Origin of the sequence: Streptomyces sp. TN58 (assembly GCF_001941845.1) — a bacterium.
In the GTDB taxonomy this organism is placed as follows: Bacteria; Actinomycetota; Actinomycetes; order Streptomycetales; family Streptomycetaceae; genus Streptomyces.
Genome location: NZ_CP018870.1, coordinates 3182272 through 3207719, shown reverse-complemented (window position 1 = coordinate 3207719; position 25448 = coordinate 3182272). Strand labels below are relative to the sequence as shown.

24 protein-coding genes are annotated in these 25448 nt (G+C 73.6%); 12 read left to right on the top strand and 12 right to left on the bottom strand.

Annotated features, from left to right (window positions below; all coding sequences use genetic code 11):
- Positions 1-46: 46 nt before the first annotated feature.
- Positions 47-1240 carry a thiolase C-terminal domain-containing protein gene (locus tag BSL84_RS14425; RefSeq protein WP_075970485.1) on the bottom strand — a complete coding sequence of 398 codons (1194 nt, stop codon included), beginning with the start codon at positions 1238-1240 and terminating at the stop codon, positions 47-49.
- 154 nt (positions 1241-1394) lie between these two features.
- Here BSL84_RS14425 and BSL84_RS14420 point away from each other — a divergent pair, with 154 nt between their 5' ends.
- The gene (locus BSL84_RS14420) at positions 1395-2639 is read left to right on the top strand and encodes an acyl-CoA dehydrogenase family protein (RefSeq protein ID WP_045322215.1); all 1245 of its coding nucleotides are present in this window, start codon (positions 1395-1397) and stop codon (positions 2637-2639) included.
- Positions 2639-3121: a nitroreductase family deazaflavin-dependent oxidoreductase gene (locus BSL84_RS14415; protein WP_075970484.1), complete on the top strand. Its 483-nt coding sequence runs from the start codon at positions 2639-2641 to the stop codon at positions 3119-3121. Before BSL84_RS14420 ends, BSL84_RS14415 begins: the two co-directional genes overlap by 1 nt.
- 69 nt (positions 3122-3190) lie before the next feature.
- Here the strand turns inward: BSL84_RS14415 and BSL84_RS14410 are convergent, their stop codons facing one another.
- Positions 3191-3838: a TetR family transcriptional regulator gene (locus BSL84_RS14410; RefSeq protein ID WP_030031188.1), complete on the bottom strand. Its 648-nt coding sequence runs from the start codon at positions 3836-3838 to the stop codon at positions 3191-3193.
- A 321-nt stretch (positions 3839-4159) separates the two neighbouring features.
- Between BSL84_RS14410 and BSL84_RS14405 the strand changes: the two genes are divergently transcribed.
- The 4 genes from BSL84_RS14405 to BSL84_RS14390 all read left to right on the top strand — a co-directional run bounded on the left by BSL84_RS14405 (position 4160) and on the right by BSL84_RS14390 (position 8875).
- Complete coding sequence (locus BSL84_RS14405; protein ID WP_030031189.1) at positions 4160-4954, top strand: VOC family protein; 795 nt, start codon at positions 4160-4162, stop codon at positions 4952-4954.
- A gap of 193 nt (positions 4955-5147) precedes the next feature.
- Positions 5148-7562 carry a serine/threonine-protein kinase gene (locus BSL84_RS14400; RefSeq protein WP_199838724.1) on the top strand — a complete coding sequence of 805 codons (2415 nt, stop codon included), beginning with the start codon at positions 5148-5150 and terminating at the stop codon, positions 7560-7562.
- 66 nt (positions 7563-7628) lie between these two features.
- Entirely contained in the window at positions 7629-8126 is a 498-nt protein-coding gene (locus tag BSL84_RS14395) for a peptidylprolyl isomerase (protein ID WP_037662132.1), read from the top strand.
- 134 nt (positions 8127-8260) lie between these two features.
- Positions 8261-8875: a hypothetical protein gene (locus tag BSL84_RS14390; RefSeq protein WP_075970482.1), complete on the top strand. Its 615-nt coding sequence runs from the start codon at positions 8261-8263 to the stop codon at positions 8873-8875.
- Between the two features lie 8 nt (positions 8876-8883).
- Here BSL84_RS14390 and BSL84_RS14385 read toward each other — a convergent pair whose 3' ends face one another.
- Genes BSL84_RS14385 through BSL84_RS14375 form a run of 3 tightly spaced genes read right to left on the bottom strand, consistent with a single transcriptional unit; the run spans position 8884 to position 11282 of the window.
- Positions 8884-9660: an enoyl-CoA hydratase/isomerase family protein gene (locus BSL84_RS14385; protein WP_075970481.1), complete on the bottom strand. Its 777-nt coding sequence runs from the start codon at positions 9658-9660 to the stop codon at positions 8884-8886.
- On the bottom strand, positions 9657-10127 hold the full coding sequence (locus BSL84_RS14380) for a Zn-ribbon domain-containing OB-fold protein (RefSeq protein WP_045322212.1): 471 nt from the start codon (positions 10125-10127) through the stop codon (positions 9657-9659). Before BSL84_RS14380 ends, BSL84_RS14385 begins: the two co-directional genes overlap by 4 nt.
- 3 nt (positions 10128-10130) lie before the next feature.
- A complete protein-coding gene (locus BSL84_RS14375; RefSeq protein WP_030028813.1) occupies positions 10131-11282 on the bottom strand; it encodes a lipid-transfer protein in 1152 nt (383 codons plus the stop codon).
- 96 nt (positions 11283-11378) lie between these two features.
- Between BSL84_RS14375 and BSL84_RS14370 the strand changes: the two genes are divergently transcribed.
- On the top strand, positions 11379-13058 hold the full coding sequence (locus tag BSL84_RS14370; protein WP_079273198.1) for a FadD3 family acyl-CoA ligase: 1680 nt from the start codon (positions 11379-11381) through the stop codon (positions 13056-13058).
- 148 nt (positions 13059-13206) lie between these two features.
- Here the strand turns inward: BSL84_RS14370 and BSL84_RS14365 are convergent, their stop codons facing one another.
- The 4 genes from BSL84_RS14365 to BSL84_RS14350 form a co-directional block, all read right to left on the bottom strand.
- Positions 13207-13989, bottom strand: a complete 783-nt coding sequence (locus BSL84_RS14365; protein ID WP_075970480.1) for an LppU/SCO3897 family protein — start codon at positions 13987-13989, stop codon at positions 13207-13209.
- Between the two features lie 110 nt (positions 13990-14099).
- The gene (locus BSL84_RS14360) at positions 14100-14831 is read right to left on the bottom strand and encodes a class I SAM-dependent DNA methyltransferase (RefSeq protein WP_075970479.1); all 732 of its coding nucleotides are present in this window, start codon (positions 14829-14831) and stop codon (positions 14100-14102) included.
- A gap of 154 nt (positions 14832-14985) precedes the next feature.
- Positions 14986-15207 (bottom strand): hypothetical protein, encoded by a 222-nt coding sequence (locus BSL84_RS14355; RefSeq protein WP_045322209.1) that lies wholly within the window; start codon positions 15205-15207, stop codon positions 14986-14988.
- 173 nt (positions 15208-15380) lie between these two features.
- Positions 15381-18539 carry an AfsR/SARP family transcriptional regulator gene (locus BSL84_RS14350; protein WP_075970478.1) on the bottom strand — a complete coding sequence of 1053 codons (3159 nt, stop codon included), beginning with the start codon at positions 18537-18539 and terminating at the stop codon, positions 15381-15383.
- Positions 18540-18671: 132 nt separating this feature from the next.
- Between BSL84_RS14350 and BSL84_RS14345 the strand changes: the two genes are divergently transcribed.
- Together BSL84_RS14345 and BSL84_RS14340 are read left to right on the top strand one after the other, a co-directional pair.
- Positions 18672-19904 carry an amidohydrolase family protein gene (locus tag BSL84_RS14345; RefSeq protein ID WP_030033177.1) on the top strand — a complete coding sequence of 411 codons (1233 nt, stop codon included), beginning with the start codon at positions 18672-18674 and terminating at the stop codon, positions 19902-19904.
- Positions 19905-20159: 255 nt separating this feature from the next.
- Complete coding sequence (locus tag BSL84_RS14340) at positions 20160-21017, top strand: trypsin-like serine peptidase (protein WP_234308420.1); 858 nt, start codon at positions 20160-20162, stop codon at positions 21015-21017.
- Here the strand turns inward: BSL84_RS14340 and BSL84_RS14335 are convergent.
- The 3 genes from BSL84_RS14335 to BSL84_RS14325 all read right to left on the bottom strand — a co-directional run bounded on the left by BSL84_RS14335 (position 20975) and on the right by BSL84_RS14325 (position 22394).
- The gene (locus tag BSL84_RS14335) at positions 20975-21280 is read right to left on the bottom strand and encodes a hypothetical protein (protein WP_075970477.1); all 306 of its coding nucleotides are present in this window, start codon (positions 21278-21280) and stop codon (positions 20975-20977) included. The genes BSL84_RS14340 and BSL84_RS14335 overlap by 43 nt on opposite strands.
- A gap of 158 nt (positions 21281-21438) precedes the next feature.
- The gene (locus tag BSL84_RS37640) at positions 21439-21621 is read right to left on the bottom strand and encodes a hypothetical protein (protein WP_324616527.1); all 183 of its coding nucleotides are present in this window, start codon (positions 21619-21621) and stop codon (positions 21439-21441) included.
- Positions 21622-21950: 329 nt separating this feature from the next.
- Positions 21951-22394, bottom strand: coding sequence for an NUDIX hydrolase (locus tag BSL84_RS14325; protein ID WP_030030377.1), 444 nt, complete (start codon positions 22392-22394; stop codon positions 21951-21953).
- A gap of 196 nt (positions 22395-22590) precedes the next feature.
- Here BSL84_RS14325 and BSL84_RS14320 point away from each other — a divergent pair, with 196 nt between their 5' ends.
- From BSL84_RS14320 to BSL84_RS14310, 3 genes are all read left to right on the top strand, one after another.
- A complete protein-coding gene (locus BSL84_RS14320; RefSeq protein WP_075970476.1) occupies positions 22591-23412 on the top strand; it encodes a hypothetical protein in 822 nt (273 codons plus the stop codon).
- 286 nt (positions 23413-23698) lie between these two features.
- Complete coding sequence (locus BSL84_RS14315; protein WP_199838723.1) at positions 23699-24646, top strand: LLM class F420-dependent oxidoreductase; 948 nt, start codon at positions 23699-23701, stop codon at positions 24644-24646.
- Between the two features lie 10 nt (positions 24647-24656).
- A complete protein-coding gene (locus tag BSL84_RS14310) occupies positions 24657-25442 on the top strand; it encodes an SDR family NAD(P)-dependent oxidoreductase (RefSeq protein ID WP_075970475.1) in 786 nt (261 codons plus the stop codon).
- Positions 25443-25448 lie beyond the last annotated feature (6 nt).

The window sequence follows — 25448 nt, the reverse complement described above, 5'->3', positions numbered from 1 at the left end:
GGACCCCGCCCCCCGAAGCCCCAGCCCCGCCCCGCCGGTCCCCGTCCTACCCGCGGCCCAGGAGTACCGTGCCCGAGGAGCAGAACCAGCCGCCTGTGCCTGACGTAAGGGCGACCTGGGGGAGGGCGCCGCCGGGTTTGGTGACCTGGCCCGCCCCGGCCTCGCCGCGGAGTTGCCGCACCGCCTCCACCAGCAGGAACAGGCCCCGCATGCCCGGGTGGCAGGCCGACAGGCCTCCGCCGTCCGTGTTGACCGGGAGTTCCCCGTCGCGCAGCAGGCGGCCCTTCTCCACGAAGGCCCCGCCCTCGCCCTTCGCGCAGAAGCCGAGATCCTCCAGGGTCACCAGGGTCATGTACGTGAAGGCGTCGTAGATCTCCGCGAGGTCCACGTCCGCCGGGGTGAGGCCCGCCCGTTCGAAGGCGATGCGGCCCGAGACGGCGGCGGGGGAGACGGTGAAGTCCTCCCACTCCGACATGGTGGTGTGGGAGACGGCGGTGCCCGAGCCCAGCACCCACACCGGCGCCTTCGCGCTGTCTGCCACGTAGTCCTCCGCGGCCAGGAGCACCGCGCAGCCGCCGTCCGAGCGGATGCAGCAGTGCAGCTTCGTGAACGGGTCGGCGATAATCTCGCCGCCCAGGACGTCCTCGACGGTGATCGGGTCGCGGAACATCGCGTCGGGGTTCGTCGCCGCGTTCGCCCGGGCCTGTACGGCGACGGAGGCGAGCTGTTCCAGGGTCGTCCCGTACTGGTGCATGTGGCGGCGGGCGGCCATGGCGTACTTGGAGATCAGCGTGTGGCCGTACGGGACCTCGAACTGCAGCGGTCCGCGGGCGCCGAAGGAGAGGTTCGAGGTGCGGCGCCGGGCCTTGATGTCGGCGCGGGCGGTGGATCCGTAGACCAGCAGCACGGCCTCGGCGTGGCCCGCGGCGATCGCGTCCGCCGCGTGCGCGGCCATGACCTCCCACGTCGAGCCGCCGACGGAGGTGGAGTCGACCCAGGTGGGTCGCAGCCCCAGGTACTCGGCCACCTCGACCGGTGCGAGCGTGCCGAGGCCGGCCGAGGCGAAGCCGTCGATGACGGAGCGGTCGAGGCCGGAGTCGGCGAGGGCGCGCCGGGCGGCCTGTGCGTGCAGGGCGTAGGGGGTGGGGCCGTCCACGCGGCCGCAGTCCGAGAGGGCGACGCCGACCACCGCGACCCGCCGGGCGGGACGGGGGGCGGTTGCGGGTGTGAGTCCAGGCATGCGAGGACCGTACATCTGACGTGTCGTCAGATGCCAGGCCTCCCCGATCCCCGGCGGCGCCCGTCCTCACGCAACCACCTCCCGCCACCCCCTGGGCATCTGTCGCCCGCCGCCCTAACATGACGGCCCGTCAGATACGGGGAGGAGCCCGACGATGGATGCCGCCTTCACCGCGGAGCAGGACGAGATACGGCGTACCCTGCGCGAGATCCTGGCCAAACGCTGCGGCCCCGACGAGGTCAAGGCCGCCGTCCGCACCGCTGCCGGATACGACCGCGAGCTGTGGCAGCAGCTCTCCCGGCAGCTCGGGCTGCCGGGCCTCGCCGTGGCCGAGGAGTACGGCGGGGCCGGCTGCGGCCCCGCCGACCTGGCCCTGGCCTGCGAGGAGACCGGGCGGGCGCTGCTGCCTTCGCCGCTGCTGGCCACCGCCGTGCTCTGCGCGCCGCTGATCGCCGCCCTCGGCACCGCCGCCCAGCGCTCCGCGCTGCTCCCGCCGCTGGCGTCGGGCGGGCTGACCGCCGCCCTCGCCGTTCCCGGCCCGGTGCTCGCCACCGCCCTCGCGCTGACCGGTGAGGACTGCGCGGGCGGCTGGTCCGGCGGCGGCCGGGCCGGCGGGGTCCAGGCCCGTCCCGACGCGGCCGGCGACGGCTGGCGGCTGTACGGGGAGGCCGCCCAGGCGCTCGACGGGCACAGCGCGTCCCTGCTGCTGGTCGCCGCGCACACCGGCGGCTTCGCGCGCAGCCGTACGCTGCTGTTCCTCGTAAGGGAGGACGCGCCCGGCCTCGTACGGTCCCGGCAGACCGTGCTCGACGAGACCCGCCCGCAGGCCCGGATCCAACTCCGTGACGTCCCCGCGGAATTGCTGGGCGCCGCTGGGGAGGAGGCCGACGTACCGGGGGCCCTCGCCGCCGTCGGGCGCCCCGCCTCCGCCGTGCTCGCCGCCGAGGCGGCCGGCGCGGCCGGCCAGGCGCTCGCGCGCACCGTGGAGTACGTGCGCCAGCGCGAGCAGTTCGGCCGGGCCATCGGGTCCTTCCAGGCGGTCAAGCACCGGCTCGCCGACCTGTACGTGCAGGTCCAGGCGGCCCGCTCGGCGGCCTACTACGCGGCGTGGGACCCGGACCAGGGCGGACTCGCGCTCGCGCAGGCGCTGGAGGCGCTGCGGCTGACGGCCGGGGAGGCGATCCAGCTGCACGGGGGCATCGGCTTCACCTGGGAGCACGACGCGCACCTCTACTTCAAGCGGGCGGCCTCCGACGAGCTGCTGTTCGGTCCGGTGCACCGGCTGCGGGCGCACGCCGCGGACCGGGCGGGCCTGTTCGCCCCGGCCCCCGCGTCCGCCCCGGCCCTGGCCGCCGCGTCCGCCGCCGCCCCGCCCGCACAGGAGAAGGTGACCGTCTGATGGCCCGTGTGGCTCCCGGCGTCAAGCTGATGCAGAAGGTCTCCTCGACCACGCTGTTCGCCAAGATCGCCCCGCACTTCATCCCCGCCATGGACAAGGCGGTGCACAAGCTCACCCGCGGCAGGGTCCTGCTGAGCGCCCGGATGCTGCCGGGCGTGATCCTCACCGCCAAGGGCGCGCGGACCGGCGAGCCGCGCACCACGCCCCTGGCGTGCATGCCGGAGGACGGGGGGAGGAGCTGGATCCTGATCGGATCCAACTTCGGCCGGCCCGGGCATCCGGCCTGGACCGGGAACCTGCTCAAGCACCCGGACGCGGACGTGAGCTGGCAGGGCGAGGACATAGCCGTACGGGCCCGGCTGCTGACGGGTGAGGAGCGCGCGGAGGCGTGGCGGGCGGTGCTGGGTTTCTGGCCGCCGTACGCGACGTACCAGGCGCGCATCGAGCGGGAGATCCGGCTGTTCCGCCTGGAGCGCCGCTGATCCCGGCGGGGTGGGGGGTGGCACCGGCGCGGAGCCGGCCGGGGTGGCGGACCCGGTGTGGGCCCGCCCCTACCTGGTCGGCTTCTTGCCGGTGATGCCGAGGTGGACGAGCAGGGCGAGGTTCGGCTTGAGCTCGGCCTGCTTGACCCCCCAGGTCTGGAAGCCCTTCTGGTGCGAGGCGACCGCGGCCAGCATCGCGACCAGCGAACCGGCCATCGCGGCGGGGCTGACGTCCTTGTCGACCTTGCCCTTGGCCTGGAGCTCCTTCACGGATTCCGTGAGGGAGTTGGTGACCGAGTTCAGGATCTTCATGCGGATCTTGTAGAACCGCTTGTCGCCCTCTGCCGCGCCGAGGTCGACCACGCGCAGGATCGCGTCGTTGCGACGCCAGAACTCCAGGAAGCCGTCGACGAGTTCTTCGGCGGCTGACCACCCGGACTTGCCGACCCAGGTCCGTCCTTCGACCAGTGACGTCAACTGCGCGCCCTCGGTGGCCATTTGCTCGGCGATCTCCAGGACGGCGCCCTCGACGTCCGGGAAGTACTGGTAGAAGGTCGCGGGGGAGGTGCCGGCCTTGCGGGCGACGTCGATCACCTTGACGTCGCGGTACGGCGAGGAGCTGAGCATCTCGCTGAGGCAGTCGAGCAGCTTCTGCCGCGTCGCCTGGCCGCGCCGGCCGGCGACACGCCCGTCGACGGTGCGTACTTGTCCTGTCATGCCGTCAGCTTACCGAGGGGTGATCTGCGCGCTATTCGGCCGCCTGCAAATGGGGTTACGGGCTCCCTGGCCTGGGTGGACGGGGTTCTGCGGTGGCCGCGGAGGCGGATTCAGGCCGGTTCGGCGCATGGTCACGACCCGGCTGCGGCGCGTGTTCGCGGCCCGGCTGCGGCCGCCGTCCGGCCCGGGCGTGTCGCCCGGGTTCCGGGAGGTTTCCCCCGAATAGTCTTATCAACAGGCTGTGGACAAGTTTTCGGACGGATCATGGCTGGGAGAGGGTGGGAGGGTACACATCCCCGCAGAGCGGAAGGAACCGGGCCCATGGCCGCATTCGTGGAAGGCGCACCCTGCTGGGTGGACGCCTCGCTTCCTGACGTCGAGGCGGGCAAGCGGTTCTACGGCGAGCTCTTCGGGTGGACCTACGCGGACAGCGCGGGCGCCGAGTACGGCCACTACACGCAGGCCTACAGCCGGGGCCGCAACGTCGCCGCCCTCGCCCCCAAGCCCGACGGCCGGATGCCCACGGTCTGGGGCGTCTACCTCTACACCAACGACGCCTACGCCTGCGCCCAGCGCATCCGCGCCGCAGGCGGCCAGATGGTGATGGACCCCATGCCGGTCGGCCCCTACGGCACCGCCGCGATGGCCGCCGACCCCGGCGGGGCCGTCTTCGGGCTGTGGCAGCCCGGCACCCACCACGGCTTCGAGGCCCAGCAGGAGCCGTACACGTACTGCTGGAGCGAGGTCTACACCCGGGCCCGGGACGCCGTGGACGTCTTCTACGCGAAGGTCTTCGGCTACGTCCCCCAGGACCAGGACGACGCCGGCGTCGACTACCGCATCTGGTCGCCGCCAGGCAAGGCGCCCGGCACGGACACCGCCGTCCTGGGCCGCAGCCTGATCACGGACGCCTTCCCGGAGATCATGCCCGCGCACTTCCTCGTCTACTTCGCCGTCCCGGACTGCGACCGGTCCGTGGCCACGGTGCAGCGCCTCGGCGGCCGGGTCACCGCGGACCCCTTCGACACCCCCTACGGCCGGATCGCGGTCGTCGCGGACAATCAGGGGGCGGTCTTCGGGCTCCTCTCGGAACCCCGCACGACGGCGGACGGCTAGCCGCCCGCGGACGGATCGCCGGGCAGATCACACCGGCCTGCCCGCCGTGCCGGGGCCGGACCCGGCCCGGGCCTGACAGAATCGGGTTGCGCGACCCGGGCTGCGCCCCGGAATGAGACGCTGCACGGGGCAGGTCCCCGTGCCGGTGGGAGCGGGCCCGGTGAGTGGCCCGTACGGGGAGGTGTGGAGGCGAGTGGTGGAGCAGCTGACGCAGCACGACCCGAGACGGATCGGCCCCTTCGAGGTGCTGGGACGGCTCGGCGCCGGCGGCATGGGGCTGGTCTATCTCGCACGGTCCGCGTCCGGACGGCGGGTCGCGATCAAGACGGTGCGCACGGAGCTCGCCGAGGACCAGCTCTTCCGCGTCCGCTTCACCCGCGAGGTGGAGGCCGCGCGGGCCGTGTCCGGCTTCTACACGGCGGCCGTCGTCGACGCCGACCCGCGGGCCGCCGTGCCGTGGCTGGCCACCGCGTACGTCCCGGCGCCGTCCCTGGAGGAGATCGTCAACGAGTGCGGGCCCATGCCCGCCCAGGCCGTGCGCTGGCTCGCCGCCGGTATCGCCGAGGCCCTGCAGTCCATCCACGGCGCCGGCCTCGTCCACCGCGACCTGAAGCCGTCCAACGTGCTCGTCGTCGAGGACGGCCCGCGCGTGATCGACTTCGGTATCGCGAGCGGTGTCTCGAACACCCGACTGACCATGACGAACGTCGCCGTCGGCACCCCCGCCTACATGTCGCCCGAGCAGGCGAAGGACTCGCGCAGCGTCAAGGGCGCCAGCGACGTCTTCTCGCTCGGCTCCACGCTGGTCTTCGCCGCGACCGGGCACCCGCCCTACCACGGGGCGAACCCGGTGGAGACGGTCTTCATGCTGCTGCGCGAGGGCCCGAACCTGGAAGGGCTCCCCGAGGAGCTGCGGCCGCTGATCGAGTCCTGCATGCAGATGGACGCCTCGCTGCGGCCCACCCCGGCCGACCTGCAGGCCCAGCTGGCCCCGCACCTGTTCGACGGCGGCGACGACAGCGGCACCGCGTCGGCGTGGCTGCCCGGCCGGGCCGTCGCCCTGATCGAGGCCCGGCGCGCCGGGAACCGTACGCCCGCCGCGGCCGTGCCCGCGCCCGGCCGCGACGGCGGCGGCGCGAGGGGCCGCGGTCCGGTGTCCGAGCAGGCGACGCACCGCCGCCCGCGCGGCGCCGAAGGCTGGGTGGACCCGCGTACCGGCCAGGCCGTGCCGCAGCGCCCGCACCACCCGCCGCGGTCCCCGGTGCCGTCGGGTGAGCCCGTACGCCTGGGCGGCTCGCCGGTGCCGATCGGGCCCGGCCCGTTCGCGACGGCCACCGCGTCCGCGGCGTCCGCGGCGCACTCCGCCGCGGCGGACTCGGCGACCGGCTGGGTCCGCTCGCCCGACGGGTCCGTCCCCGCGCATGCGACCGGGCCGGCCGCGCCGCCCGTACCGGGCTCCGGCCCGGCCCCGGACAGCGGCCGCTGGCGGCCGTGGCGCTTCCGCATGTCCAACGAGGTCTGGGGCACCCCGACCGTCGCCGGCAACCTGCTGTACGTGACGTCCTTCGAGGTGCACGCGCTGGACGTGGCCAGTGGCCGCCGCCAGTTCAAGACCCGTGACGTCGCCTGGTCCATGGCGGTCGCCGACGGCCGCATCCACGCCTCCGACGGGCCTTCCCTGTACGCGCTCGACGGCTCCGACGGCTCCGAGCGGTGGCGGCTGTCCACCGACGCCTGGGTGTACGCGCTGCGCGCCGAGCGCGGCACGGTCGTCACCGCCACCCGCGGCGGCGGCGTACAGGCCTGGGAGGCGTCCAACGGCCACAAGCTGTGGGAGCTGACCGGCGCGCAGAGCGACTTCGAGACGCCGGAGGCGGCCCCCGTCCTCCACGACGGCACCGTGTACGTGTGGCAGGACGCGCGGCTGCGCGCCCTGGACGCCCGCAGCGGCCGCGAGTCCTGGTCGTACCCGGTCGGTGACGCGGGTTCCTGCGGGAACGTGCCCGTCCGGGTCACGCCCGCCCCCGACGGCAACGTGTACGTCGCCGCCGGCACCCGGGTGCTGTCGGTGGACCGGGCCTCGGGCCGGGTCCGCTGGCACTTCGAGGCCCCCGCGGTCTTCCTGGCCCCGCCGGCGTTCGCGCCGGGCGCGGCCGTCACGGGCGGCGGGGTCTACCTCGCCGACTACCTGGGAACCGTCTACGCCCTCGACGCGGCCACCGGCCAGGACCGCTGGCGGATCGCGACGGAGTCGCGGCAGTCCTCCGACCCGGTGCTGGTGGTCGGCGGCAACGTGCACCTGGGGGCGGGCAGCGCGCTGTACACGCTCGACGCGGTCACCGGCACCCCGAAGTGGCGGTTCGCGGCGGGCGGCGAGATCACCGGCCTCCCCGCGGTCGCGGACGGCCGGGTGCACTTCGGATCGGCCGACCACTGCCTGTACACCCTGGACGCGGCGGGCGGCCAACTGCGCTGGAAGCTGGCCACCGGCGGCGAGATCGCCGGCGCCCCGGTCGCCGAGGCCGGGGTGGTGTACGCGTGCAGCAAGGACCGCTGCGTGTACGCGCTGGACGCGGCGAAGGGCACGGGCACCCGTACGAGCGGGTGACCCGACCGGGGCCGGGTTCGGCCCCGCCGGGCAGCACACCGCACCGGGAGTGACAGGATGGACCCCATGAGCAACGTCTACTTCGACATCAACATCAACGGCGAGTCCGCGGGCCGCATCGTCTTCAAGCTGTACGACGACGTCGTCCCGAAGACGGCGCGCAACTTCCGTGAGCTGGCCACCGGCCAGAACGGTTTCGGCTACGCGGGCTCCGGCTTCCACCGCATCATTCCGCAGTTCATGCTCCAGGGCGGTGACTTCACCAACCACAACGGCACCGGCGGCAAGTCCATCTACGGCGAGAAGTTCGAGGACGAGAACTTCCAGCTGAAGCACGACCGCCCGTACCTGCTGTCGATGGCGAACGCCGGCCGCAACACCAACGGCTCGCAGTTCTTCATCACCACGGTCGTCACCTCGTGGCTCGACGGCAAGCACGTCGTCTTCGGCGAGGTCGTCTCGGGCCAGGAGCTCGTCGACAAGATCGAGGCCCTGGGCTCCCAGTCCGGCGCCCCCAAGGGCAAGGTCGAGATCGCGGCCTCCGGCGTCGTCGACGCCGCCTGATCACCACCCGCCTGCACGGCCGGTCGGCCCCGCCCCCTCCCGGGGGCCGGGGCCGCCGCCGTATCTCCGGGCGGTGCCCACCGGACCGCCTGGTAGCGTGACCGGCCGTCTGTCCCAGGGGGAGGGGTCGCATCATGATGTCCGGACGTCGGATCAGGTTCACCGCGGTGCTCGTCGCCGTCGTGTTCGCACTGACGGGGTTCTCGTCGCACGGCGGCAGCAGCGGCGGGAAGAGCAAGAGCGGCAGCAAGGGCAGCAGCAGTGGAGGCGGCTGCTCCAGCTCAAAGAGCAAGAAGAAGAGCCGCAGTCACGGGAACGGCAGCACGGCCTCCGCGGCGCGCACCGCCTCCGCCTCCGCGAGCCCCGACGGCGACCCGGCCACCGTGGTCGTGGTCACCTGCACCGGCCGCGACAGGCCCGCCACCACGCTCCGCTTCACCTCGCGGCTCGACCGCAGGGCCACCATCGAGGTCGACCTCCACCGGGAGGGTGCCGCGGGCGCCGCGGTGGACACCGAGGTCGTACGGGTGGACCTGGCGGCCCGCGAGACCCGCACGGTCGACGTGCCCCTCGACGACCCGTCGCGCGCGGCGGACGTCAGGAACTGCCGGCTCGGCAAGCCCACCACCCGAAGCTCCGGTCCGGCCGCCACGCGCACCCCCACCCCCCGCTCCACGTCCGGCGGTTCCACGAGCGGGAGCACGAGCACGCCGAAGCCCGGCGTGAGCAAGTCCCGCAAGCCCCGCTGACGGGCGCGTCAGCGCAGCCGGAACTCCGTTCCGGGGCGGCGGTTCGCGAACAGGTCCGCCTGGCGGTCCGGCGGCAGGTTCCCCAGGGCGATCAGCGCCGGGGCCTGCGCCAGGGCCTGCTGGAGCGCGGCCTGCTTCGCCGACCACAGGGCCCGTACGGTGCCCTGGACGGCCTCCGTCGGGAAGCCGGCCAGGGTCTGCGCCGCCCGCAGGGCCGCCGGGAGCAGCCCGTCCGGCTCGGTCAGCTCCGAGACCAGGCCGATCTCGTGGGCCCGGCGGGCGGAGAGCCGTTCGGCCGTGCCCATCAGCGACATCCGGGCGGCCTCGCCGAAGGGCATGCGCTGCGCCATGTAGACGGCCTCGTAGGCGCTGACCATCCCGTAGGCGGTGTGCGGGTCGAAGAAGGTGGCCGTCTCGGAGGCGATGAGGAACTCCGACTCGCCCAGGAGGTAGAAGGCCCCGCCGCAGGCCATGCCGTTGACGGCGGTGACCACCGGTTTCCACAGGTCGCAGGACTTGGGGCCGATCGCGATGAGCGGGTCGTCGGCCGAGTAGGGGGAGGCGGGCTGCGGCACGTCGACGCCTCGGTCGATGCCGGTGCAGAAGGCGGCCGGTCCGGCGCCGGTGAGCACGACCGCCCGTACCTCCCCGGCGAACCGGAGCTCCCGCCACGCCTCGCCCAGTGCGGCGGCGGTGGCCAGGTCGACGGCGTTGTGCCGGTGCTCCCGGTCCAGGGTGACGACCGCGACCCCGGTGGCCTTGTCGCGTTCGACGCGCAGGGTCATGACCTCTCCAGGAGCCAGCGCGGCACGGTGATCCCGCCCAGCTCGGTGAAGGCCACGTGGACGCGGGCGCCGATGCGCAGCCGGGCCGGGTCGACGGAGTCGAGCGGGGCGTCGGCGCAGGCCACCAGGTTTCCGGCGAGCCGGATGTGGGGGGCGTCGGCGAGCTCGACGAGGATCACGTTGTACGGGGCCTGTGCGGCGTAGGCGGGCAGCAGCGGCGGGTGGGGCCGGACGTAGGACCAGATGCGGCCTCGGCCGCTCATGCGGCGCCACTCGCTGTCGAAGGACCGGCAGTGCGGGCAGCAGGGGCGGGGCGGGAAGCGCAGCCGGCCGCAGCCGGTGCAGGCCTGGACGCGCAGTTCGCCGCGGGCGGCGTACTCCCAGAAGGGGGCGCCGTCCTCGTCGGGGACGGGCAGGAGCAGGCCCCCCGTCCCGGGGGCCGCGGCCGCTTCGGACGTGGTGGTCATCGGTCAGCTCCTCAGCAGGATCGCGGACGTGGGGACGCCTTCGCCGGCCGTGACCAGGCAGGTCGCGGCGTCCGGCACCTGGGCGGTGGAGACGCCGCGCAGCTGTTTGACGCCCTCGTTGATCAGGTTGAAGCCGTGCACGTAGGCCTCGCTGAGTCCGCCGCCTCCGGTGTTGAGGGGGAGCCGGCCGCCGAGCTCCAGGGCGCCGCCCTCGGTGAAGGCGGCGCCCTCGCCGCGCCCGCAGAAGCCGTAGCCCTCCAGGGAGAGCGGGATGAGCGGGGTGAAGGCGTCGTAGATCTGGGCGACGTCCACGTCCTGGGGGCCGAAGTCGGCCTGCTTCCACAGGTGGCGGGCCGCGGTCCAGGCGGGTCCGGACAGGGGGTCGTCGTTCCAGTAGTTGACCATGCCGTGGTGTTGGGAGGGCAGGCCCTGGGCGGCGGAGTGGACGTAGACGGGCCGGTGGCGGCAGTCGCGGGCCCGTTCGGCGGAGACGACGACGCAGGCGAGTGCGCCGTCGGTCTCCAGGCAGTTGTCGAAGAGGCAGAGCGGGTCGCTGATCATGCGGGAGGTCATGTACATCTCGCGGGTCAGCGGGCGTTCGTACATCATCGCGGCGGGGTTCTCGTTGGCGCGGTTGCGGCAGGCCATCGCCACGTTGAAGAAGTGGTCGCGGGTGGCGCCGTACTCGTGCATGTAGCGGCGGGCCAGCATGGCGATCTCGTCGGCGGGGCGGAGCAGGCCGAAGGGCCGGGTCCACTGGCCCGGGGTGGGCAGTTGGACGGCGGTGTTCTTCCACGGGCGGGGGCCGGAGCCGCGTTTGCGGGAGCGCCAGGCGACGCCGACGGTGGCCTGGCCGGTGGCTACTGCGGAGGCGAGGTGGCCGACGGTGGCGCAGGAACCGCCGCCGCCGTAGCCGATCCTGGAGAAGAAGGTGACGTCGCCGGCGCCGATGGCCTTGGCGACCTCCACCTCGTCGGTCTCCTCCATCGTGTAGGAGGAGAAGGCGTCGACCTCGGACGGGTCGATGCCCGCGTCGGCCAGGGCCGCCAGGATCGCCCGGCAGGCCAGTTCCTTCTCGGACTGCGGCAGGTGTCTGGCAAAGGCGGTCTGGCCGATGCCGACTATCGCCGTAGCGTCCTTGAGCGTTGCCGCCATCGCCACCTCCGGGTGCGCGCCAGTGCTGACAGCCGCGAAGGCTACAGCTAATCTGACGGATAGTCAGCTACTGGGTTCGCGGGAGGGTGGCACGCAATGGGCGACGACGGGCTGCGCGAAGACGCCGCGGGTGAAGGTGCGGGCGCAGGCGTGGGAGGAGGCGCTTTCGAGGACCCGCGCGGAGACCTGCGCTGGCGCACCGTCGCGGGGCTCGTCCGGTCGGCGGCGGCACGGTACGCCGACCGCGAGGCCGTCGTCGACGGGCGCACCCGGATCAGTTACGCGCAGCTCGGGGAGCGCGTCGAGCGGGCCGCGGCGGCCTGCGTCGCCGCCGGCGCCGAACCGGGCGACCGGGTCGCCGTCTGGGCCCCCAACACCCTGGACTGGATCGTCTCCGCCCTCGGCGCCGTCTCCGCGGGCGCCGTCCTGGTCCCCCTCAACACCCGCTTCAAGGGCACGGAAGCGGCGTACGTCCTCCGGCGCAGCCGGGCCCGGCTGCTCTTCGTGACCGGCACCTTCCTCGGCACCTCCTACGTCGCCTCGCTGCGCCGGGCCGCCGCCGAAGGGCCCGGCCGCGGGCCCCTGCCGGGGCTGCCGCACCTGGAGGAGGTCGTCGTCCTCGCCGAGGACGCCCCCGACACCTTCCGCACCTGGAAGGACTTCCTCGCCGGCGGGGACCGGATCACGGCGGAGGCGGTCCGCGAGCGCGCCGAGGCCGTCAGCCCCGACGCCCCCTCCGACATCATCTTCACCTCCGGCACCACCGGCAGCCCCAAAGGTGCGGTCATCACCCACGCCCAGTCCCTGCGCTGCTACGCCGTGTGGAGCGAACTCGCCGGGCTGCGGGAGGGCGACCGCTACCTGATCGTGAACCCCTTCTTCCACACCTTCGGCTACAAGGCCGGGATCATCGCCTGCCTGATGCGCGGGGCGACGATGGTCCCGCAGCCCGTCTTCAACGTCGACACCGTCCTCGCCAACGTCGCCGCCGAGCGGATCTCCGTACTCCCCGGGCCGCCCACCCTGCACCAGTCCCTCCTGGACCACCCCCAGCGCGGCCACCACGACCTGTCCGCCCTCCGCCTGGTCGTCACCGGCGCCGCCGTGGTCCCGCTCCGGCTCGTCGAGCGGCTGCGCGGCGAACTGGGCATCGCCACCGTCCTCACCGCCTACGGCCTCTCCGAGGCGGGCGGCATCGTCACCATGTGCCGCCGGGGCGACCCCGCCGAGACCGTCTCCGCCACCTCGGGCCGGGCCATCCCGGACACCGAGGTGGCGATCCTGGACGGCGCCGGATGGCCCCTTCCGGCCGGCACCGCCGGCGAGATCGCCGTCCGCGGCCACAACGTCATGCAGGGGTACTTCGAGGACCCCGACGGCACGGCGGCGGCGATCACCCCGGACGGCTGGCTGCTCACCGGCGACGTGGGCGTGCTGGACGAGCGCGGCAACCTGCGCATCACCGACCGGATCAAGGACATGTTCATCGTCGGCGGCTTCAACGCCTACCCGGCGGAGATCGAGCAACTCCTCGGCCTGCACCCGGACATCGCCGACGTCGCGGTCGTCGGCATCCCAGACCCGCGCCTCGGCGAGGTCGGCAAGGCCTACGCCGTCCGCCGCCCCGGCTCCACCCTCACCGCCGACGACCTGATCGCCTGGTCCCGGCGCGAGATGGCCAACTACAAGGTCCCCCGGGCGGTCGAGTTCGTCCCCGACCTCCCCCGCAACGCGAGCGGCAAGATCCTCAAACGCGAACTCCGCGCCCGCACCTGACCCCGCCGACGGCCAGCCCCCGGAGCGTCAGGCGTCGCTGACCGACTGCTTCACGCTGCCGGCGGGAGGTCGTAGGCACACAGCCCGGACCAGGCCACGTGCAGTGCATGACCACGAACCCGATTGTCCCGCGTCGCGCGCCCTTGGGTCAGCGGGCGTAGGAGCCTATGCCGACCAGGCAGTAGACGTACTGGTTGAGGACGAGGGAGCCGCGCATGTAGCGGTAGGAGAAGGCGTACTGGGTCTTCGGATTGTCGTTGCAGCTGTTCAGGTCCGAGGTGCCGGGGATGTTCTCGATCACCCGGTAGTGGGCGTCGGACGCCGAGCAGGGGACCTCCTCGACGCCGCTGACGCTGCGGGGCGTCGTGGAGTCAGGGAGCTGTCCGTTGAGGCAGGTGCCGCGGTCGAAGGGGGTGGGCTCGGGGCTCGGCTCGGCGCTCGGTTCGGTGCTCGTTTCGGCGCTCGGTTCGGAGTCGTACGGGGTCTCGGAGGCCTCCGGGGGCGACGGCGAGGGCGGCGACGGGGACCAGGTGGGCGTGGAATCGGCGGAGGGCTTGGCGTCCGAGCCGTCGTCGCCGTCGCTCAGCACGAAGAAGCCGATGACCAGGACCGCGGCGACGGCGAGCCCCGCCAGGCAGCCGCGCCCGCCACCCGTCTGCGGGGCCGGGGCGGGCTGCTGCACGGCCGTCGGGGCGGCGCCGGCCGACGGGGGAGCGATGCCCCCGGCGCCCGCGATCCAGGCCGCGCCCGCTCCGGAGACGTGGACGCGTAAGCGCATCTCCTCGGCACCGACACGGACCTTGACGAGGTCCCCGTGCCGGCAGGGCGGTATGCGCAGCCGGACCGTACCGGTCGGCAGTTCCACGGGGAGGATCACTCCGTAGGCGGCCTGCTGGGGGGTGATCGTGACGAGCATTTCCTGTGACGACACCGGCTGCTCCAGTGAATGAGGGTGCTGCGCGGGCTGCCTGACGGTTCCTCACGGATTGTGCCCGGTGTCCTGATGGTGACGCAGGCGTTCCGCCAAGCCCCGGCGATCCCCTACGACCGGCGGGCCAGGACCAGGCGCCAGCGCGGGGCGCCGCCGGGAAGCCGGCCGAACCGCTCCAGCGGAACCGTCTCCACCGTGAAGCCCGCCGCCCGCAGGTCCGCCCGCACCCCGCCCAGCGGGAAGGTCCGGTAGTACATGACGAACGGCGGCCACCACACCGCGTTGCGCACACGCATCACGGCGTCGAAGGCGGCCACCGCCCACCACACCGGTGAGCTGACCGGGATCGGGGCGCCGATCGGGAAGGCGAAGACGCCGCCCTCGCGCAGCGCCGCGTGCACCCCGGAGAAGAGCGCGGGCCGCTCGGCGGGCAGGAAGTGGCCGAAGGCCCCGAAGCTGACGGCCAGGTCGTAGCGGCCTGCGAGCCCGGCCGGAAGGGCTCGCGCGTCGGCCCGTACGAAGTCCACGCGGTCGTCGCCCGCGTGCGCCCGCCCGGCCTCGGCGAGCATGCCCGCGCTGAGGTCCACCCCGGTGACCCGGTCCCGGCACAGCCTCCGCAGCATGCCGATCCCGGCGCCCGTGCCGCAGCACACGTCCAGGCCGGAGCCGAAGCCGCCCTCCCGCTGCCGGGCAAGGGTCTCCTCGACCGCGTCGAGCATCCGGTCAGGGGTGCGGAAGGGGGTGTGGTCGAACTTCGGCGCGAGCAGGTCGTAACCCCGCTCCACGGAGGAGAGGCCCTGCACTGCCAGTTCGCGGACGCTCGGCCCGTGGGAGGAGAACACGCCCCCAGCCTATGCCGGGCCCGCCGCTTCCGGCCGGGCATACGGGTGCGGCGGTCGCGGTGGCTCCCCTCCGGGCCACCGCGACCGCCGTTCCCCCGTTGCTCCCCCCGAGCCCCGTACTCCCCCGTGGGCTCCCCCGTCCGTCGTGCGTTCGCTACGGGCGCGGACCGGACGCGTGGTTGTCCAGCGTCTGGATCTCCTCGCCCGCGGCCTCACCGGCCGGCTTGTCCTCGCCCGTCGGCTTGTCCTCGGTCGGCGGCTTGATCTCGATGCCCGACGCGTGATTGTCCAGAGTCTCGATTTCGACGCCCGAGGCGTGATTGTCGAGCGGCTTGACGCCGCCGTCGTTCGGCAGAAGGTTCTCGTTCGTCGTCATCGGCTCTCCTGATGGATGGGTGGGACCCGTTCGGCGATTCCCCCGATGACCGCCGAACGGGCAATCCTTCCAACCGGCCCGGATGTCCCCCGACGCACCGGGTCGATGCACCTATCGTGCCGTTCGGCGATAAACGAACGATGAACGCCTCGTTCAGCCCGCGTCCATGCAGGTCAGGCCGCGATTTCCGTGGCCAGCAGGGCCTGCACCTCGGCCAGCTCGGCCGAACCGAGCTGCTGGAACACGGCCTCCGCGTCCCGCCAGCACGCCCGGGCCCGGTCCGTCTGCCCCAGCCGGCGCAGCGCCTTGCCCAGCACGGTCAGCACGGTGGCGCGCCGCCACTCCCCGCCGATGCCGCGCAGCGCGATGGCCTGCTCGGCGTGCGCGGCGGCCAGCGTCGGCCGGCGCGCCGCGAGATGGGCGACGGCGAGCCGGAAGTGGGTCACGCCCTCCCACAGCGGCTGCCGGTTGTCGTGGAAGAGGGCCAGGGCCTCGGTGAGCTGCGCCAGCGCCTCGCCGAGCCGGCCCGCCTGGGTGAGGGCGATGCCGAGCGCGTAGCGGCCGTTGGCCAGGCGCAGTGACAGCCCCATCCGGTCGTAGATGGCGATGCCCTGCTGGGCGAGGTCTATGGCGCTGGTGAGGCGGCCCAGCTCGACGTGGATCCGGGAGAGGTTGCACAGCGCGCTGGCCTCGCCGACGTTGTTGCCGTCGGCGCGGAAGTTGCGGATTGCCTGCAGCAGGTACCGCTCGCCGTCCGCGTGGCGTCCCTCGTAGAGGGCGATGATGCCGCGGTCGTTGGGCGCCCAGCAGCTGGGCAGCGGGTCGCCGGCCTCGCGGGCCAGGGCCGTCGCCTGGCGGGCCTCGTCGTCGGCCTCGGCGAAGCGGCCGGCGACCAGGTGGACGTTGGTGAGGGTGGTACGGGCGCGGCCCTCGGCGTACGGGTCCTTGGCGGCCCGGGCGGCGTCGCGCAGGGCGGTGGCGGCCGACTCGTACTGCTTGGAGTTGGCGCCCGACTCGGCGAGGTCCTTGGCGGCCCACAGCAGGTCCACGCCCCGGCGCAGGACGGGTGAGTCGCCGCCCCGTACGGACGCCTGCCGTACGCACGCCAGCAGGGGGCCGGCCTCGGTGTACAGCCAGTCCAGGGCGGCGCGCGGCTCGGCGAAGACCAGGCCCGGGTAGTGGGTGTCGGACAGGTGCGCGGGCAGCCGGTCGCCGGGGCGCTCCAGGGCGTACACCCCGGAGGCGGTGGCCAGGTAGAAGTCCAGGAGGCGGTCCAGGGCCGCGTCGCGCCCGCTCGGGGGCTGCTCGTCGCGTTCGGCGCAGGCACGCGCGTAGAGGCGTACGAGGTCGTGGAAGCGGTAGCGGCCGGGGGCGGCGGATTCCAGGAGGGAGCAGTCGACCAGGGCCTCCAGCAGGTCCTCGGTGTCGTACTCGGGCAGGTCGAGTACGGCGGCGGCCGCGGACAGGGAGATGTCGGGGCCGTCGGCGAGGCCGAGGAGGCGGAAGGCGCGCTGCTGGGCCGGTTCCAGCTGGCCGTAGCCGAGCTCGAAGGTGGCTTTGACGGCGAGGTCGCCGGACTGGAGCTCGTCGAGGCGGCGGCGTTCGTCGGCGAGCTTGGCGGCGAGGACGGAGACGGTCCAGGTGCGGCGGGCCGCGAGCCGGGAGGCGGCGATGCGGATGGCGAGCGGCAGGAAGCCGCAGGCGCCGACGACGTCGAGGGCGGCCTGGCGTTCGGCGCGCACGCGCTCCTCGCCGACGATGCGGGTGAACAGCTGGAGGGCCTCCTCGGGGCTCATCACGTCGAGGTCGACGAGATGGGCCCCGGCGAGGCCCGCCATGCGGACCCGGCTGGTGACGAGGGCGGCGCAGCCGGCGGTGCCCGGCAGGAGCGGGCGGACCTGGGCGGCGTCGCGGGCGTTGTCGAGGAGCACCAGGACGCGGCGGCCGTCGAGGGTGGAGCGGTAGAGCGCGGCACGGTCGGCGGGGGAGTCGGGGATGGCGGTGTCGGGGGTGCCGAGCGCGCGCAGGAAGGAGCCGAGGACGGCCTCCGGTTCGGCGGGGCGGGCCTCGGTGCCCTGGAGGTCGACGTAGAGCTGGCCGTCGGGGAAGTGCGGGCGGGCGGCGTGCGCGACGTGCACGGCGAGGGTGGTCTTGCCGACGCCGCCGATCCCGGCGAGCGCGGAGACGGCCATGACCTGGTCCTGGGCGCCGCCGGAGAGGAGGGTGCCGAGCTCGTCGACGAAGCCGGAGCGACCTGTGAAGTCGGGCACGGTCGCGGGCAGTTGGGCGGGCCTGACGTGGGCGGTCGCGGCGGCGGGGGCGGGGTCCTCGGCGCGGGCCAGGTCGGTGTCGGCGTTCAGGATGCGCTGCTGGAGGGCGGCCAGTTCGGGGCGCGGATCGACGCCGAGTTCGTCCGCGAGCAGGCGTCGGGTATCGGCGTAGACGGCCAGGGCCTCGGCCTGCCGGCCACTGCGGTAGAGGGCGAGCATGAGTAGTTCGCGCAGCCGCTCGCGCAGCGGGTGGGCGGCGGTGAGGGCGGTCAGCTCGGAGACGGCCTCGGCGTGGTGGCCGACCTCCAGGTCGAGGTCGAGGCGGGTCTCCAGCAGTTGCAGGCGCCATTCGGCCAGGCGGGTGCGCTCGGTCTCGGCGTGCGGGCCGGGGACGCCGGCGAGGGGCTCGCCCTCCCAGAGGTCGAGGGCCCGGGTCAGGAGGGTGCGGGCGAGGGAGCGGTCCCCGGCGGCGCGGGCGGTCTCGGCGTCGGCGGCGAGGCCGCGGGCGACGCCGAGGTCGAGGGTGGCGGCGGAGCGCAGCCGGATGGCGTACCCGCCGGACTCGGTGACGAGCAGGCCGGGGGTGACGACCTTGCGCAGGCGGGAGGCGTAGGTGCGGATGGTGGCCAGGGCCTGCTGCGGCGGGTCCTCGCCCCAGATGGCGTCGATCAGTTCGGGGGCGGTGGCCGTGCGGCCCTCGCGGAGCAGGAGCACGGCGAGCAGGGCCCGCTGCTGGGGGGTGCCGGAGGGCAGGGCCTCGGCGCCGCGCCAGGCCCGGACGGGCCCGAGGACGGCGAACCGGGACTCGCCTGCGCCGGTGCCGCCCGCGGCCGTGTCGCCTCCGGCGGTGGTGGAGGGTCCGGCGGCGAAGGCGGGGCCGGCGGGTGCGGCGGGGCCGGCGGGTGCGGCGGGGGTCGCCGGGCCGGCGGGGGTGGTGGTGCCGGATCGTGCCGGGTCTGCGGCGGCGCGGACGGCGGCCGCGGGACCGGTTTCTGCTGCGGCGGCAGCCGTACGGACCTCCGGGTGGTTCCGCGGGTGCGGGATGGCCGGTACGCCGTCCATCTGTCGTCCCCCCTGCCTTCCGTCGGTGTAAGGGCCAGTCTGCCTTGTCTCGTGTGTACCCGTCAGCCCGTCCATGACCGATCACGGACCAACTAGCTGACGGTTCGTCAGATCAGCGCTACCGTATTGGCCATGGAGACCTTCCCGAAGATCATCTCGGTGGACGACCACACGGTTGAGCCCCCCAACGTCTGGCGGGACCGGCTCCCGTCCAGGTATCAGGACATCGGCCCCCGCGTCGTACGCGCCCCGCTGAAGGAGATGACCTTCCTCGGCGGCAAGTTCGCCCCCGTCATGGGGGCCAGGGGCGACGACGGCCCGATCGGCGACTGGTGGGTGTACGAGGATCTGCACCGGCCGCTCACCCGCCTCGACACCGCCGTCGGGTACGACCGTGACGAGATCAAGCTGGAAGTCATCACCTACGAGCAGATGCGCCCCGGATCCTTCTCGGTTCCCGACCGGCTCGCCGACATGGACGTCAACCACGTCCAGTCGGCCCTCTGCTTCCCCACGTTCCCGCGCTTCTGCGGTCAGACCTTCACCGAGGCCCAGGACCGCGAGCTGGGACTGCTCGGCGTACGCGCCTACAACGACTGGATGGTGGAGGAGTGGTGCGGCCCCGACGCCCGGGGCCGCCTGATCCCGCTCACCCTGATCCCGCTCTGGGACGCCCGCCTCGCCGCCGCCGAGGTCCGCCGCAACGCGGCCCGGGGCGTGCGCGCGGTCGCCTTCTCGGAGATACCCCCGCACCTGGGCCTGCCGTCGATCCACACCGACGAATGGGACCCCTTCCTCCAGGCGTGCGACGAGACCGGCACGGTCATCGCCATGCACATCGGCTCCTCCTCCCGCATGCCGTCCACCTCGGCGGACGCCCCGCCGGCGGTCGGCTCCACCATCACCTTCGCCAACTGCTGTTTCTCCATGGTCGACTGGCTGATGAGTGGCAAGTTCGAACGCTTCCCCAACCTGAAGATCATGTACGCGGAGGGCCAGATCGGCTGGATTCCGTACATCCTTGAGCGCGCGGACGTCGTCTGGGAGGAGAACCGCGGCTGGGGCGGGGTCGCGGAGAAGGTCCTCCGTCCACCGTCGGAGCTGTTCGCCGGGCACGTCTTCGGCTGCTTCTTCGACGACGCCTTCGGCCTGCGGAACCTCGACTCGATCGGGGTGGGCAACGTCCTCTACGAGACCGACTACCCCCACTCCGACTCGACCTGGCCGAAGTCCCGCGAGGTCGGAGAAGCGCAGATGGGCCACCTGGCCCCGGACGTGGTGGACCGCATCGTGCGCGGCAACGCGATCGACCTGCTCGGCCTGACCCCGGACGGCCTCTGGGCGGGACCGGGCTCGGCGGCCTGACGGCAGCCGGCCGGCGCGAGGGCCGCACGGGCCGTGGAGGCCGGCCCGTGCGGCCCCCTGCGGCGGCGGGGCGGCGAGAACCGGGGCGATGACGGTCGGCTCGGCACGAAAGCTCCTTCACCTGCCTTGAGTTGGCGGATCCGTGCTGCCTGCCGGCGGTGACGGTCCGGCTACGCAGGGGTCGCCCCGCGCCTTGCACCCGGCCCCCGGGCCAAGGCATGCTTCGCAGGGCAAAGCGGAAGGATCATCATGCCGGTGGACAAGCGGAACGTCGTGACGGCGGTCCTGTGCGCGGTGGCGGCCGTGGGGGCTTCCGCGGCGGTCGCGAAGCTCGCGCCGCCCCCCGAGGCGACCGCGCCCGCGCGGGCGAAGGCCGCGCAGTCCTCCCTCCCGGCGCCGGCCCCGTCACGCTCCCACGTGCGGGAACCCCAGCTGTCCTCGTCGCCCGGGACCACCCTGCCGCCGGCCGTGACGCCCCCGCCCGGCGGGCCCGCCGCCTTCACCGGGGCCCTGTTCACCAACGGCCTGGACAGCGACCACTTCTGCACCGCCACCGTCGTGCAGAGCCCCGGCCGCAACCTCATCATCACCGCCGGGCACTGCCTGCTCGCGGGGGACCAGGGCGGGGGCACCGCCGTCTTCGCCCCGGCCTACGCCAACGACACGGCCCCGTACGGCACGTGGAAGATCGAGAAGGTCTTCGAGGACGACCGCTGGGCGGAGGGCACGGACGACGACTACGACCTCGCCTTCGCCACACTCGCCCCCGACGCCCAGGGCCGTGCCATCGAGGACGTGACCGGCGCGGCCGTGCTGGACACCTCCGGCCGGGCCGGCGAGGAGGTCACCGTCACCGGCTACCCCGCCGACCGCAAGATCCCCCGTACCTGCACCGCGACCGCCGTACGCGAGAGCGCGACCCAGCAGCGCTTCGACTGCGCGGACTTCCCCGGCGGCACCAGCGGAAGCGCGTGGATCGCCCGCGACGGCAAGATCGTCGGCATCCTCACGGGCGGCGACACCGACGACGTCTCGACCAGCACGATCCTCGGCGAGTACGCGTCCTCCCTCTACGCCGAAGCCACCGCCCAGACGGCCCCGCCGTCCCGCTGAGGCGCGTGCCCGAACGGCAGCCAGCCGTGGCCTCGGTCGAAGTCGAGCATGTGGGCGCCGCGGGGTTCGGTGGAGCGGACCGGCTCGATGCTCACCTTCGTCGTGTCGAGACGGTCGTCGCGGTAAGGGTGCTGTGGCGTCTTCAGCTCGGTGACCGCATCGATGATCAGGTCCCGCACGTCGGCGGGCAGTGTGTCCCGGTATTCGGCAGCCGACTTGGTCCAGTCCGTGGCCCAGGGGGGACCGGTGGGCTCCGCGCTCACTCGCCGGGTCCGAGCGCGGCCACGTGGTGGTGGATGCGTGAAGCTTCCTCCAGCAGGGCCTTGGCCTTGTCCGGGTCCGCGCACTCGGCCGCGCGCTGTTCCAGATCACGCACGTGGTGGTCCAGGTGCGGGTCCCTGGCGAGGGCGTACTCGCCCCATCAGCGGGCCAGGAATGCCGGTGCCGCTCCCATGTCGTAGGTGTCGGCGACCTTCGCCCGCCAGTCGGCCTCGAAGTCGTCCAGGAGTTGGGGGGCATGGGCGGCGATCGCCGCCCGCAACGCGGGGATGTTGCGCTCGGGCATCGGGGGGACACCGTGGGCGGGCCCCGGGGCGGTGGTCATCGAGACATCCTCTTCCGGTAGGCGCCCTACACCCTAGGGCCTGTATCGAGTTGCCCCGCGGCGTCGCGACGCCCGGCACGCACCCTCGGCGCACGAGCCGAATGCCCTGGTAGCTCCGCTACGAGGACATTCGTCCCGCACGCCGAGGGCACGCACCGAACGCCGCTCCTTGCTCCACGGGGCAACTCGACACAGGCCTGGTCCTCCCGGCCCCGCGCCGTGAGGGGACGGCGGATCCGGCAGGTCGTGGCGCCGGCGCACGGGCCCATGGGGTGCGGCCACCTGGTGGTGAACGCGCGCGACGCCTCCCGCCCCGGTCGGCGCCCGGCTCAGGCCAGCAGGCCCAGGTGGACGGGCTCTGCCGGAGGGTTCGTGAGGAGGTCCGAGAGGCGGGGCGGCCAGACCGGTTCGCCGAGGGTGGCCAGGCGCCGGGCCGAGAGCCACTGCCAGTGGATGCCGGGCGCCTCCAGGACCGGTTCGCGGTGCGGGCCCGTGGTGACGTAGATGTGCTCGTGCTGGCGTACCGGTATGCCCTGGTGGGTGAAGTCGTGCTCCCAGGTGCACAGCAGCCGTTCCGGCTCCAGGTCGGTCCAGCCGGTCTCCTCGCGCAGCTCGCGCCGCACGCAGTCCTCGGGGCTCTCGCCGGGGTCGATCCCGCCGCCGGGCGGAAGCCAGTGGATGCCCACCTCCACGTTGTTCTCGCGGAAGAGGAACACCGAGCCGGTGGGGGACAGGATGACAACGCGCGCCGCGTGACGTGGGGTTCGCCTCATCGATTCAGGGTACGTCGATGATCGGCTCCGGGGACCGGGCTTGCGTCCCCTTCGTCCCCCTCGGCCGAGCCCGCCCCGCGGGGGCCGAACGGCGTCGAACGCCGGTCCGGTGATCGATCCGGCGCCCGGCGTGGCGCGCGCAGCACACATCGCGGACAAACCGGGACTGATGGTGTGTTGAGGTACGGTCGGTTGAATGAGCAAGCACGCCCGAGCACGCTCCCGCCCCGCCCGTACGTCATGCCGTACGTCCCGCCGTACGGCCCGTCGCGCGCTCCTCGCCGCCACCCTCGGCCTGGTGACCCTCACGGCCGGATGGGTGTACGTCGCCCAGGACTCCGACAGAGCCGCGGGCGCGGCGCAGGCCCGCACGGACTCCCGCCCGCAGCCCGCGGACCGGACGGCGGCCGATCTGCCGGTACGTTCGCCCCTCCAGGGCCTGACCGGGATCAGCGCGCAGACCCTGGCGAGGATCCCGGCCGAGTCCCGGCAGCTGATCCTCGTCACCGGCAGGGCGGCGGACTCCTCCGAGTCCACGGCCGCCTTCTACACCCGGCCGGACGCCGGGACCGACTGGGTCAAGGTCGAGAGCTGGCCGGCGCGCAACGGGGCCCGGGGGTGGTCCGAGGACCGCACGTACGGGGACCTGACCTCGCCGCAGGGCGTGTTCACGCTGACCGACGCGGGCGGCCTGCTGTCGGCGCCGCCGGGCACGCGCCTCCCGTACGACGAGGACCGGGGCTTCGTCGCCACGGGGCGCGGGGTGAACGGGGAGTCGCTGGTGGGGTCCTTCGACTACGTCGTGGCCATCGACTTCAACCGCCGGCCGGGCCGTTCCCCGCTGGACCCGGTCATGCCGGACGGTGAGGAGAAGGGCGGCAACATCTGGCTCCACGTGGACCACGACGGCCCCTCCCAGGGCTGCGTCGGCATCCCGAAGGACGCCATGCGGAAGGTCCTCCAGATGCTGGACCCGGCGGCGAAGCCGGTCATCGCGATGGGCCCGGAGGGCTTCTGACGGCCCCGCCGCCCAGTCGCCGAGACCCAGGACGCGGACCGGCTCGCCCTCCCACCGCTTGGGGGAGGTGGTGGCGACGCCCGGCAGGGCGGCCAGGTGCTCCGCCGTGCCGGGCCGAGCGCGGTCCGCCTCGACCGTGCCCAGGAGGGCGCGTAGAGGAACCGGCCGGCATCGGCGCTGGCCGTCCCGCCGAATGTCCACTGCCTCTTGTCTGACGGGCCGTCAGGTATCACGATGGCCCGGCACCGATATGACGATCGGCAGACGAAGGCGAGGCGGGTCCGCCATGGCGCGCGTGTTCGAGGAAGGCCGGCTGGTCTACGGGATGCAGCTCCCGGTCCAGTCGCAGAGCACCATCTACGCCGAACCCTGGGAGGCGTCGGCGACCGCCGCCGATCTCGCCGAGATCGCGCGGGCCGCCGACCGGTCCGGCTTCGGGTACGTGGCCACCTGCGACCACGTGGCGATCCCGCGGCGGCTCGCGGGGCCCATGAGCACCGTCTGGTACGACCCGGTCGCCACGCTGTCCTTCCTCGCCGGGATCACCGAGCGCGTGCGGCTGCTGAGCCACGTGGCCGTCCTCGGCCTGCGCCACCCGCTGGTCAGCGCCAAGCAGTACGCGACCCTCGACCACCTCTCCGGCGGCCGGCTGGTCCTCGGCGTCGGCGCCGGGCACGTGCGGGAGGAGTTCGATGTCCTCGGCGTGGACTTCGCGCGCCGCGGACCCGTCCTCGACGAGACCCTGGACGCGCTGCGGGCGGCGCTCGGGCCCGAGGAGTACCCGGAGTTCGAGGGCGAGCTGTTCTCCTTCAGGGACCTCGGGCAGCTGCCCCGGCCCGCCCAGGAGCGGATACCCGTCTGGGTGGGCGGCTCCTCGCCCGCCGCCGTCCGCCGGGCCGCGGTCCGCGGGGACGGCTGGCTCCCGCAGGGCGACCCGCGCGACCGGCTCCCGGCGCAGATCGCCCGGATCCGCGCGCTGCGCGCCGAGGCCGGGGTGGAAGGGCCCTTCGAGGTCGGTGCGATCACCGAGGCGCTGTACGTCGGCGAGCCCGGCTGGGACACCGGCCGCCGCACCCTCACCGGCAAGCCGGAGGCGATCGCGGAGTCCCTGAGGGAGTACGGGGCCATCGGCGTGGACCAGATCCAGGTCCGCTTCCGCAGCCGCGACCGCGCCGAACTCGTCGACCAGATCACCGCCTTCGGGGCCGAAGTGGCCCCCCACCTCAACGGCTAGGGGATACGGCATGGGCAAGCTGGAAGGGCGCGTCGTCATCGTCACCGGTGCGGCGCGCGGCCAGGGCGAGCGGGAGGCCCGCCTCTTCGCCGCCGAGGGGGCCAAGGTGCTCCTCGGCGACGTACTGGACGGGCAGGGCGCGGCCGTGGCCAAGGAGATCGGCGAGGACCGGGCCCGGTACGTACGGATGGACGTGAGCCGGGAGGAGGACTGGGCGGCGGCCGTCGCCGCCGCGAAGGAGGCCTTCGGCCGGATCGACGGCCTGGTCAACAACGCGGGCATCCTGCGTTTCAACGAGCTGACCTCGACCCCGCTGGAGGAGTTCCAGCAGGTGGTCCAGGTCAACCAGGTCGGCGCCTTCCTCGGGATCAAGACGGTGGCGCCCGAGATCGAGGCGGCCGGCGGCGGCACCATCGTCAACACCTCCTCCTACACCGGCCTGACGGGCATGGCCTACGTCGGCACCTACGCCGCGACCAAGGCCGCGATCCTGGGCCTGACCCGGGTGGCCGCGCTGGAACTGGCCGCCAAGGGGATCCGGGTCAACGCGATGTGCCCGGGCGCGGTGGACACCCCGATGGCCAATCCGGGCCTGCTGGACCCGGAGAACATGACCGACGAGGCCCGGGACGCGATGGCGGAGCTCTACCGGCGCGTGGTGCCGATGGGGCGGGTGGGGCAGCCGGAGGAGGTGGCCCGGCTGGCGCTGTTCCTGACCGGAGACGACTCCTCGTACATCACCGGCCAGCCGTTCGTCATCGACGGCGGCTGGATGGCGGGCGTCAGCGTCCTGTAGCCGCAG